The 13,660-nt window shown below is 44.0% G+C and carries 1 protein-coding gene; it reads right to left on the reverse strand.

Annotation, left to right across the window (positions count from 1 at the left end):
- Positions 1-5: 5 nt before the first annotated feature.
- The gene (locus IEU90_RS00015) at positions 6-13,472 is read right to left on the reverse strand and encodes a Rib/alpha-like domain-containing protein (protein WP_188357553.1); all 13,467 of its coding nucleotides are present in this window, start codon (positions 13,470-13,472) and stop codon (positions 6-8) included.
- Positions 13,473-13,660: the final 188 nt, after the last annotated feature.

A 13,660-nucleotide genomic window follows, 5' to 3' on the forward strand; every position in this document is an offset into this window, starting at 1 on the left:
ATATCTTAATCATTCTTTTCGTGCTTGCGCTTCTTACGTGCAGCCATTCCAAGCGTACCAGCAAGAGAAGCAAGTCCTAGTCCGGCTAAGGCACTGCCTTTCTCTGCGTCATTACCGGTTTGTGGTAATTTCTTCGCATTTTGAGCAGCTTCATTACCCTTCTTTGTCGTTGTTTCCTTATTGCCAGCAAGCTGTTGGTCATTAGCTGTAGTTGCAGCTGAGTTTTCATTCGTTGCCGTTGCTGAATCTGCTGTCGTCTTGACAACTTCGCCAGCATTCGTCTTCGTATCATTGCTCTTAACGGTCGTCTCACCATTAGCATCAACATGGACGTTAACGGTTACGTCATAAGTTGAACCATCAGGGAATGTAACTGTTACAACACCGGTATGGTCGCCAACCGTTGAAACATCAGGTTGCTGCTGCCAAGTGTAGGTAGTACCATCTGGTAATTGACCCTTATTAGCAATCGCGTCACCAGGATTTGGCAGTACGCCTTGTGGAGTATGAATATTCTGACCTTGTGGCGTAATTGCGGTTACTGTAACCGTGACCTTGTCTTGTGAGCCATCTGGGTAAGTTACCGTTACTGTTTCGGTATGACTACCATTTCGCTTAACATCTTGGGCAACCTTATCTGGGTTCGTCCAAGTGTACTTAGTGCCATCTGGCAAGTCGGCTTTATTCTTAATTCCTTCCGCTGGATCTGGCACTACCCCTGTTGGAACAGTGATCGGCTGTGTTTGCGGTTCATACTTATCAGCATCGGATACAACGTTAATCGTAATAGTGGCACTGGTCTTTGTCCCGTCTGGATAAGTTACGACAACTGTTGCCTGTTGCTTACCCGTCTTATTAGTATCAGGAACATTCTTCCAGTCATACTGGGTTCCATCTGGCATTTCACCCTTGTTGGCAATTGCCGTTGAAGGATCTGGTACTGCGGCTCCCTTATTAATCGTAATGTTCTGACCAATTGGGGCAGTCTTGGTACCCTCTGGCTTTACAGGCGTCGTAACCGTAACAGTCACAGTTAGCGTATCCTTCGAGCCATCTGGGTAGGTAACAGTAATTCCTTCATTGTAGGTTCCCGGTGTCTTAACGTCTTTGCTAATTTGATCCGGTGTTGACCAGTCAACCGTCGTTCCTTGTGGTAAATCACCAAGGTTAGCAATTCCCTTATTAGCATTTGGAACCGTGCCTGCAATCGTCTTCACTGGCTGACCCTCTGGTGTGTATTTATCAGCATCAGTCGGGTTGCCATAGTTAACAGTTGTTGGTACGTTAACTGGTTCATGTACTGGAACAGTTACCGTGACGCTAGTCGGTTGGTCACCCTTCTTAGTTGGATCTGGCTGTTCGCCCGGTGTCCACTCTACCGTTGTTCCAGTTGGTAAGTTTTCTGGATCCTTAATCGTGTCTTTAGGACTAGTTGGACTATCAACGTGATCCTTCGTAGCAACAACCACCACTGTAGCTGTTGTTTCGTCGCTTGAGCCATCCTCATAAGTTACCGTTACCGGAATATTAACAACCTGCGTACCCGCATCAGTTGGCACAGTCGTCGTAATCGTTCCTGTTGTCGGGTCAACATTTACCCAATCTGGAACCGTGGCACCCTTAGTAATCTGATACGTCACACCACCAGTCGGCTTATTACCATCATAAGTAACATCAGTCGTTGTGGTCTTACCTGGTGTTGTAACAACATCTGGATAAGATGGGGTGTACTTATCAGCATCAGTTGTCGTTGGTGTTGGCGTAGTTTCAGTTACCACCACTTGAACTGGTACCTCTGTCTTTGTTCCATCTGGATAAGTTACTACAATCGTTGCGTCCGTCGTTCCAGGCTTAGTTACATCTGGGGTAGTCTTCCAAGTGTATGTTGTATCGGTTGGTAAATCAGGAACATTCTTAATACCATCCTTTGCTGGCGGAACAGTTCCCTGTGGCGTTTCAATATCCTTACCCACTGGCTTATTAGCGGTGTAAGTAATATTAACCGTCATGTCTTGACTATCAGGCGTAACAGTTACCGCACCAGTATTACCATCAACATTAGCGGTGTAGCCTTGGAGCTGTTCAACATTAACTGCTGATAATCCTTGTTCTGCTGGCGTCCATGGATTCATCGTGGTCTTTCCAGTTACCGGATCAGTATAACCAGCATTGCCACTAGCATCTTCACGAGTAAACTTAGCAGTCTGAACGCTGGTTGTCGTCTCACAGGTTACTGGGTCAGTAACATTGATTGTCCGGGTTACTTCCCGATACATATCTTGGTTAGTCGGATCAAATGGTACCGGTACATTGCCGTCCTTTGCATAGTTAACGGTTACCGTGTAGCTATCAACTGGTGTACCGTTCTTTAATGCTGATTGAACAGGAACATATTCTTGACCGTTGATGGCTTGGAGACTTGCTCCCGTAGCGCTGGCCGTGTAACCCTTAATTGTTGGAATTGATACCGCGGTAAAGGCCGTTGCACCATTGTCCATATTCGAGGTCCAAGCAGTGTAACTAACATTCTTCGTAACTTCATCGACACTCTTAATCCGGTAGAAGGCAAGAGTTTCAGAACTAGTCTGTTCCTTTTGACCTGGAACGTTAACAACAATTGTTCGGGTTACTGTCCGGTATACATCCGTATTGGTCTTATCATTCCGGCCATCAGTCTTATCAATCTTATGTTCAACATAAACTGTAGTATCACTTACTGGTGTTGAACCAAAGGCAATTGATGATGGAACATTTTGACCGTTAACTACTTGCCAGCCCGCTGGTACATCAAGGGTTACCTTAACATTTTCACCAGTCTTGCCATTAACCGTTTGCGTTCCAACAATTTGATTATGGTTATTGTTGTCAACAAAATTAATCTTGGCACTTTGCTCGTTGGCAGTGTAAGTAACGGTTACCGTCTGGCTCTCTGATTCCGGTGTAAAGGTTGCGGCTGGTACTTCACCATTTGCTAATGTCTTGCCATTTACCTGGGCGGTGTAACCTGCCTTAGCAACACTAACTGCTGGAACCGTCTGACTTTCAACATTCCACTTACCATAAGTGACATTACCCGTTACCAAGTCTTCGGTAGCAGTCCGATCAAAGGTTACGGTCGCTGTTGCAGCGGTTGTTTGAGTACCGTTGAAGTCTTCAACAACCTTGTAATCAATGACTTTATGCGTATTATTCTTTTGACTTGGATCGTTAGTAACATCTTTTGTCTTATGTTCAACATAGACTGTCTTATCGCTAATTGGGGTTGTCCCAAATGTGATTGATTGTGGCACTTGTTGTCCGCTAACGATTTGCCAGTTTGCTGGTACATCAAGGGTAACTGGTACTTGTTCACCGGCCTTACCATTGATTGTCTGGGTACCGACAACTGTCTTGTGGTCACTATTATCAACATAATTGATCGTAACAGTTTGTTCATTAGCAGTGTAATTAATCGTAATCGTGTAGCTTGGTACTGGTACTCCGTTAAACAATGCGGATTGTGCTGGAACAACAACATTACCGTTCTCATGCTCTAACGTTACACCGGTTGCACTAATTGTGTATTCACCAAGAGTTGGCACGGTCACTTGTTGGAACGATGTCTCACCATTTGTCATGTTAGATGTCCATGGCGAGTAAGTTGTCTTCTTCGTTACCTCGTTGTAGCTCTTAATCCGATAGAAATCAAGGCTCTCTGGATATGACTGTGCTGGCTGACCTGGAATGTTAACAATGATTGTCCGGGTTACGACCCGATAAAGATCGGTATTGGTCTTATCGTCACGACCATCAGTCTTATCAACCTTTTGTTCAACGTAAACCGTCGTTGGTGTTACTGGCGTAGAACCAAAGGCGATTGATGATGGTACTGTTTGTCCGCCAACAATTTGCCAGCCAGTTGGAACATCAAGGGTTACCTTAACGTTTTCACCAGTCTTACCATTGACCGTTTGCGTTGCGACAACATCATTGTGGTCTGCGTTGTTAACAAAATTAATTTGAGCGCTTTGCTCGTTAGCAACATAGGTAACCGTGATTACTTGGTTTGGCGTCGTTGGTGTAATCGCAGTTTCAGGAACAACATTGTTAACAAGGTCTTTGCCATTAAGCTGAGCAGTGTAGCCTGGTTGAGCAACACTAACTTCTGGAGCTACTTGGTCAGGACCCCAATTACCATATGTGATTTCACCAGTTACTAAGTCTTCAATAGCTGGCCGCTCAAAGGTAAATTGAGCATTCTTTACCACCGTCTTCGTACCATTAAAGTCTTCAACAACTTGGTAGCTAACCGTCTTTTGGGTCTCATCATTCTTAATTTCTTTAGTCTGGTGTTCGATGTAAACGGTAATAGCCTTAGTTGGGATTGAGCCAAAGGTAATTGATGATGGAACCTTTTGTCCGCCAACTACTTGCCAGTTAGCCGGAACTTTAAGGTCTACCTTAACATTCTCACCAGTCTTACCACTAACTGTTTGGGTAGCTACAACATCATTATGGTTTGCATTGTTAACATAATTGATTTGTGTCTGTTGTTCTTGAGCAGTGTAGTTAACTTCAACAGTATAGCTATCTACTGGCGTACCATTGTTCAAGCCAGACTGAGCCGGAACATATTCTTGTCCGTTCTCATTTTCAAGTGTTGCGTTGGTAGCACTAATTGAATAGCCACCAATCGTTGGTACTTCAACCTTTTGGAAGGATGTTGCGCCATCATTCATGTTTGAAGTCCAAGCAGTGTATGTTGTCTGCTTAGTTACTTCGTCGTAGCTCTTGATCCGGTAAAAGGCAAGGGTTTCAGTTGCTGACTGTGGAGCTTGATCTGGGAAGTTAACTGTGATTGTCCGCGTTACGACACGGTAAACATCCTTATTATTCTGATCATTGCGTCCATCAGTTGTGTCAATCTTATGTTCAACATAGACAGTATGCGTTGGCGCACCATCTGAGCCAAAGGTGATTGATGATGGGACGGTTTGTCCACTAACAGCCTGCCAGCCTGCTGGGATATCAAGAGTTACTTTCACTTCTTCACCAGTCTTACCAGTAACGGTTTGCGTACCGACAATGTCATTATGATCTGCATTATTAACGTAATTAATCTTCGTACTCTGCTCGTTAGCAAGGTAAGTAACCGTGATTACCTGGTCGGCTGAATCCGGTGTAATAACAGTTGCTGGGACTTCATTATTAACAAGACTCTTTCCGTTTACTTGAGCAGTATAGCCTGGTTGGGCAACATTAATAGCTGAAATATCCCGACTTGCAGGCGTCCAGCTACCATAAGTTACCGCACCTGTTACCAAGTCTTCGGTAGCGGTCCGTGCAAAGGAAACTGGTTGGGTAAAGACTGGCGTTTGGCTGCCGTTAAAGTCTTCAACAACCTTATATTCAACTGTCCGGTGAGTTTGCTTTTCTTGACTCGGATCATTTGTTACATCCTTTGTCCCATGTTCAACGACTACCTTAATTGGTGATGCTGGTGTTGAACCAAAGGTAATCGTAGCAGGAATGGTTTCTCCTGGAACAAGTTGCCAGTTAGCTGGAACATTCTTTTCAACATTAGTATCAACAGTTTCACCAGTCTTACCAGTTACCTCATAATGGCTGCCGGCTACTGGTTGACCATCTGGCATCGTGATTTCCTGACCGTTTTGATCAACGTAAGTTACACTAACGCTTTGTTCATTAGCAACATAGGTAACTGTAACGGTCTTGTTCCCAAAGTCAGGTGTAAGCGTTACGGCTGGCACTTCGTTATTTGCTAAGTTTTGACCATCTACCTGTGCAGTGTAACCTGGTTGAGCAACACTAATGGCATCAATATTAACGTTACTATTTGTCTTCCATTCACCATATGTGACATCGCCCGTTACTAGATCCTTGGTTGCTGTCCGGGTAAAGGTAACATTGTCATTCATAACCGTCTTCTGCGTGCCATTAAAGTCTTCAACAACCTTATAGCTAACCGTCCGTTGCGTATCAGCATTTACATTTTCAGTCTTATGCTTAATGTAAACAGTTTGGGTAGGTCCACCATCTGGACCAAATGTAATCTTAGACGGTACATCTTGGCCACCTACAATTTCCCAATTTGCTGGAACATTAAGGGTGACCTTGACAGTTTCACCAGTCTGACCATCAATAGTTTGAGTGCTGATTGTCTTGTTGTTAGTTTGGTCAACAAAGTTAATCTGAGCGCTTTGTGCATTAGCCGTGTAATTAATCGTCGCAGTTGTTGACGAAGTTTCTGGTGTTACGTCTGTTGCAGCAACCTTTGCTGGATCTGCAGTATAACCCTTTACGGTTGGTGAAGTAAATTCAGACCATGTACCAGTTGTGGCATCACTACCAACGAGGTGCCATGCATTCATCTCGGTCTTTCCATTGACGATATATCCAGCATTACCCTTTGCATCTTCACGAGTGAAGTGGACTACTTGTGGTGCTGGTTGGTCGCCCGTAACGCCTGCTGGGTAGTTAACCGTGATTGTCCGGGTAACGTCCTTGGTCATATCATTCTTCGTTGCATCCCACTTAATTGGGGTTGTCGTTTCAGCATAATCAACCGTGACCGTAGCATCCTTAGTATTTTCCGTAACGGTTTCAGCTGGTACTTCTGTCACCGTCTTACCAGCAATTTGTGGAGTGTAGACTGCGCCAGTTGCGGCATCAGTGATAGTATTCACTGGATAAGCAGCCCAGGTTCCAGTTGTTGCATCGCTATCTTGGACATGCCATGCATTCCACTTTGGCTCACCAGTTACCGCATCGGTATAACCAGCATTACCCTTTGCGTCCTCACGGGTAAAGACAACAGTTTGTGGTGTCGGTTGTTGGCCTTCCTGACCTGCTGGGTAGTTAATTGTGATTGTCCGGGTAACATCATGGGTATCACGGCTGGCATCAAATGGAATTGGGGTATCTTCATTACGGTTGTAGTTAATTGTGACATTATTATCGACCGTGGTTGGCGTTACTGTTACTTGTTCAACACTAGCGGGGTTAGCAGTGTAGCCCTTTTCTGTTGGAGCAGTGTATGCAGTCCATGTACCAGTTGCGGCATCACTACCAACAAGGTGCCATGCATTCATCTCGGTCTTGCCGTTAACGATATATCCAGCATTACCCTTTGCATCTTCACGAGTGAAGTGAACTACTTGTGGTGCTGGCTGGTCACCCGTAACGCCTGCTGGGTAGTTAACCGTGATTGTCCGGGTAACGTCCTTAGTCATATTATCCTTCGTCGCATCCCACTTAATTGGGGTTGTCGTTTCGGCATAATCGACCGTGACCGTAGCATCCTTAGTATTTTCCGTAACGGTTTCAGCTGGTACTTCTGTTACCGTCTTGCCTGCAATTTGCGGAGTGTAGACTGCGCCGGTTGCCTCGTCATTAATCGTTGCTACTGGTTGAGCAGCCCATTCTGTTGTTTGACCATCAGCAAGCTGCCATGCATTCCACGTAATTGCACTAGTATCTTCACCTTGGGCATTAACGTTATGGTAACCGTCACGAACATAGTGAACAGTTTGCGTAATTGGCGCAATTGCCTTTTGTCCAGCTGGAACATTAAATTCAATTGTCCGCGTTACGTAGAGGTTAGTGTCATCATTAACCTTACTGTCAGATGTCGGAACATATGAACCGGTCTTGAAGCTTACTGGAACATCAAGCTTAGTTCCGTTATCAAACGTAAATTCAATCGTCCCATTCATATTTGTGGCATTAAATTTGCCATTAGCTCCCGGCATCGAAGCCCACTTAATTCCAGTTACATTACCATTAGTAAAGGTCTGACCAGAAATACCGTTGCTTGCAAGGTAGTCTTCCAAAGCAGCTGAATCAGTTGGTACTTCGCTATCATAGTTTACCGGAACATCAGTCTTACCAGTTGCACCATAGAAGTTGTAGTAAACATTAGCCCAACTATGGTAACCCTTCATGCTCAAACCAAGCTTATTCAAAACAGCCCGATCGCTGATACTAATGTTGTACCGGTACTTTGAATTACCGCCCAATGGTTGTCCTGCCGGTGTCTGTTCCGCAGGGTTAACTTCACCGTTAGCAAGCTTATAAAGCGTATCAGCAGCACCGTTAGCAAAACTCGTTGTATTAGTGTTTGGTGCAAAGCCGTTTTGCCATGCATAGTTAACAACATTAGCATCAAAACTGTCACTAGCGTCATTAGCGTTGACATACTTAGTCCCATCGGCATTTAGCTTGTAAACTACCTTGGTCTTGTAATCGGAAACTTTATTACCATCCTTATCCCAATCAGTATAGAACGTAATTGTTTCAAATTGACTTGCAGCTGCGGCCGGTGTGCTGTCGCCAGTTGTCTTGTGAACGTTAGTCAGGTTATCAGAGAAGACTGTCATTGTTTGATTACCATAGTAAACAACGTCTCCCGGATTAACCTTACTACCAGTGATACTTACCGGTACATTGACCGTTGCTGTTGTGCCATCACGATAAGTAACTTCAACCGGTACTTCAATTGAACCTAAATCAGCATCTTGGTTAACAGTTGCCGTGACCTTTCCAGTTACCGGATCAACAGTGACACTTACGCCAGTTGGGGCAGTAAACGTCCTTTCTTGGTAACCAGTAATTGCGCCCGTTGGCATATCCTTCGCCGTCGTCGGATCAATGCTGCTGGTAGCACTTTGAGCAGTTGTTGGCCGTTCGACATTTAGATTGCCATAGTTGACTGGATATTGATTTGCATAATCAGTTACCGTGACCTTAACTGTAACATCCTTAGTCGTCCCGTCTGGGTAGGTAACCGTGACTTCACCAGTCGTTGTTCCTACTTTAGAAGTATCAGGAGCAGTCTTCCACGTTGCACTTGTTGGATAGCCCGGTACATTATTGCGGAGGTTAGCAATCGTATCTGTAGCTACCGGTGTGCTGCCGACCTTGGTTGAAATTTCCTTGACTTGTGGTGCTTCATCAACTGTGACATTAACCGTAACATCCTTAGTCGTCCCGTCTGGGTAAGTAACCGTAACTACCCCGGTCTTATCACCAGGTGTCTTAGTATCTGGTGCCGTCTTCCACGTTGCACTCGTTGGGTAGCCTGGTACATTGTTGCGAAGGTTGGTAATTGTTTCAGTAGCATCAGGTTCATCGCCGACACCTGTTGAAATCGACTGTGTCTGTGGTGCCTGGTTAACTGTCACATCAGTCGTTACCGTGTCTTTAGTTCCATCTGGGTAAGTGACCGTAATCGATTCTGTATGAGTACCAGGAGTTTTGACATCATCAGTTACCTGATCTGGGTTTGTCCACGTAATTACAGTTCCCTGTGGCAAGTCATCCTTATTTGTAATTGCTGTTGGCGCTTCGGGAACCACGCCTTCGTCAGTTGAAATATTCTTTGATTGCGGATCAGCCTTATCAGCATCATTATTTACAACGTTGAACGAAACAGGAACACTCAACGATGAGCCGTCTGTAAAGCTGATCGTAACACTAGTATCAACCGTGCCTAATTTGTCAACTGATGGTATACCATCACCCCAGCTAACATTCTTAACAGCAGAATTGTTAGCTTCTGTCAAATCACTAACGTTAACTAATGATGACGGCTGTGGCAAAGTATTTTCAAGACCATGAGTAGCGGTGACACCTTCAATCGCAGTTGCCCCATTCAAGGTAACAGTTGTTGGTGCTTCAATTGTACTTGTGATCTTCGCTGCATCACTACCATTAGCAAAGCTTACTGTGACGTTTTCTGCTTGGTCCTTAACAGTTGCCGTTGAACCATTCTTGCCGATAGCAGTTGTAAAGTCCTTATTGGTCCATGCCGCGGTATTTGTAGTTGAGGCGTCAGTATTTTGAACTAGCTTGCCATCATTATCATAGGTATAAACCGCAATATTCTTAACCGCTTGTTGAGCATCAGCCTCATTAGCAGTATTCGTCTTGTGCGTTTCGACAGGGTTAGTCGTTACAATTACCGCACCCTTCTCATTAGCAACAACATTCTGGTTTGCGGGGTTAATAACGATCACTGGAATCGTCACTTGAACCGAATTGCCAGTCTTATAGCTGACTGTAGCGGTTGGGTTGTATACGCCAGGGGTAGTTGTGTCAGGTGTTTGATTCCAGATAACGCTTGTTGGGTAACCGTCACCCTGATTGAGATTAGTAATACCCTTGGCTGGGTCAGGTGTGCCGTTTAAGTCAACAGTGATCGGCTGAACGGCCGGTGCTGCATTAACGGTTACAGTAGTCGTTACTGTGTCCTTGGTTCCATCAGGATAAGTTACCGTAATCGTCTCATCATGGGTACCAGGAACTTCAACATCTTTCTTTACCTGGTCGGGGTTGGTCCATGTAATTTGGGTCCCTTCAGGAAGTTTTGTCTGTCCAGCTGGAACATTATCGGTATTCTTATTTGTAATTGCCGTTGGGGCTTCAGGAACAGTTCCTTCTGGCGTTGTAATCGGCTGAGTTGTTGGCTCATAATTATCGTTATCACCAATTACGTTTAAGTTCTTTGCTGGGATTGTAACGTTCAAATACGTCGGTTGACCGTTTGCATCGTCATCAGTAAAGGTAATCTTAATCATTGCATCTTGACCCTTTACTGGTTTGGTTTCCCAAGCAGTCGAAGCAATGCTCTTTGAAGGAATGTTACTATCAACTAATTGACTAAATTGTTCACCAGTTAAATCAGTTCCCAGTTGAACATTAACCGGCGTCTTAACATCTTTAGCACCGGCACCCTTTGCGTCAATGGTGAACTTGCTAGAGGTTACAGAAGTTTTATCGCCAAGAATATCCTTAACCGTATCGTTATTAGCGAAGTTGATCTTTACAGAGTTATCTTCAATTTGCTTACCTGCAACTGTGGCATTGTCAACATTCGTACTTGGTACAGTTGTCCAGCTAACATCCGCTGGGACAACAGTGATATTAGTTGGGGTTGTTGAAAGCTGGCCATTATTTAGCTTGTAGCCCTGAACAGAACTAACTGCATCTGGGGCAAGTAAGACTTGAGAATTAGCAGTTGTTTCGTGCGCTGCAATATCGGGATTAACCGTTACTACAACGGCGCCGTTTTGTCCCCAGGTTACATTCTGATCGGCATTAGTAACAACAACTGGAACATTAACAGTTTGTGAAGTCGTGTCAGAATAGGTTACCTTAACGGGAAGGTTGTAAGCCCCAATCTTAACATCAGTTCCTGGCTTTAAGGTAACTTCTCCAGTGGTTGGGTTAACCGTTGCCCATGTTGGCATGTTGTCACCAGCAGTGAATTGTGTACCAGTTGGCATCGTAGCATTTTTACCATTTTTATCGGTAAATGATGGCGTAACTGTTACAGTTTGTCCTTGTTGAACATCGACATGCGAGTATGAGGCATTGTATTGGTTCTCTAATTGCAAGTCTGAACCAAACTTCACGCCTGATCCATTCCACCAACTAAAGTGATTGATAAAGTTGTTTAGTGACTGTGAAGCTTCTCCGCCAATTACCTGACCATTATTAAATGAAACTGAACCCTTTTCATTTGGGTTGGCAGCAAGGATTACTTCATTGTTCCCACGGTCAGGATTACTTTGTGAGCTAGTCATATATTCTGAACCATAGAAATAATAGTCCTTATTATTGTTAGTGAGTTTTTGGAAACTATATGCCCAGTCTCCACCTTGACTGGCAGTGCTGAGATACTTAATGTTCCAGGTAGTAGGCGTCTTTGAGCCAGCAGTAATCATTGTTAATGGAGTAACATATTTAGAGTCTGCCGAATTAATTTGAAGGTTACTCTCTCGTGAACCGGCACTATCCATATGAATTAGGTAACTACCACGCTCTGTTGCGTTCGTCCGCTCAATATTAACTAATTTAGCATTATTAAACCGAATACTATCATAGCTACTTGTTCCCCACATGGTCAGAATACCAGGCCAGCCAATTTTATAATTAGTTCCTGTTGCAGTACTTGGCCAACGATCAGAATTAGCTGAGTCTTGCAAGTTAACACTACCACCGTTAACTTCAAACAAGTAACTTTGACCGTTTCCATCATTTGGTCCCATTGAAACTAGTGGTGAATCAGAATTAGCTACTCCTTCACGAACAACCGAAAGTGTAGCATTCTCGCCAATCTGGAAAGTACTGTTAGCGACAGCACCGTTTGAATCCAACTCAATCGGTGCCAATGCCCGGAAACCAGTCGTATCCATCTTAGTGTTAACCATCAGCTTTGAACTTGACTGCAGGTTAATATCACTAGCATTCATTACTGCCATCGACTTACCGGCACCTAAATTCATTGAAACAGTAGCAGTCGGTTGTAAATCTAATACACCCGCACTGGCATTATCAATGGTTTGATTACCTGCACTACCCGTAAAGGTAATTCCCGCAACATTTGATGCCGTACTATTAACATTTAATGTTGCACCAGAATTAACAACTGCATTACCAGCAACACTAAAACTAGTGGCTTGAGTGGCATTATTAGCGGTTGGCGTTACAGTAGTTGTCCCATCGGCAACCACTAAATTGTCAGCTGCAACCAAAGCATTGGAACCAGTCAAAGTACCGTTAATTGTGTTGTTTCCAGAGAAAGTAACATTCGTAGCGCCATAGCTGCCATTTGTTCCAGTAAGAGCAGTAGTGTCAGCATCAACGTTAACATTATGGAAGTTAATGGAACTCTTACTAGGGTCATTTGTATATACACAGAGCAACCCATAGTTATTATTTTGCGCTTGAATATGGGTTAAGTTAGCAAAAGTAATATTCCAAGGTGTCGATGTATTCTTTTCCGTATTAGTGGTTAGGTAAATATACCGTCCACCGAGTTTAAAGCCGTACTTACCCTGACCATCAATTGTTACAGACCGCGCAGTACCTTCTGTATTAATCGTATCGTAATTGCCTGAAGCAGTACTGCCATCGATATCACCAGTCAAAGTGATTGTGCTAACAGAATGGTCACCCAAAGCATTTAAGAAGTCTGAATAATTAGCAACGCTTTCTGTCTGTCCCGTGACTTGTGTTGTTGCTGGCGTTTGTGCAAAGCTTGCGCCATATAATTGAGCCGCTTGTAACGCAGCACTAGACTGGCTAACGTTAGCAGGCGAATTTTGAGAAACAGCCTTAGCAGCATTGGCAGCAACAATCTTTTCATAGGCATCAGCAACAGGTGTTTGTGGCCCAGCTTGACTAGCAGAAGAGGCACTCGCACTGGCTGGAGCAGCACTTGCAGCAGTAGATAAAACCGCACTGCCAGAATTAATTGCAGTAGCCGATTGCGGGGTTTCTGAAGTTGTTCCGTCACCCGCGCCTGAATCGGGATTTACCTGATCCGCATTAGCTGAATTACTAATTCCCATAAAAGTAAAGCCAATCAAAACAGACGCAACGCCGACAGTCAGTTTTTTAATCGCAAACCGCTGTTTTTTCGGCTCTTGCTTATAGAATTGTTCTTTTTGGTTATTCTTTGATAACATTCTAGTTCATCCCCCTAGATCACAGAAACAATGAGTCATTTCAGTTACAATTCCAGAATACGCCCATCCGTTTTAAAAATAAAATTCGTTAATAATGTTATAAATTTATAGCCGTTGATATAATAGCATTCTTACTATATTATTTTTTATATAAATATGATATTCTCATCATATTTGATATATCTGAT

It is taken from the genome of Limosilactobacillus caviae (genome assembly GCF_014635905.1).
Taxonomy (GTDB): Bacteria; Bacillota; Bacilli; order Lactobacillales; family Lactobacillaceae; genus Limosilactobacillus; species Limosilactobacillus caviae.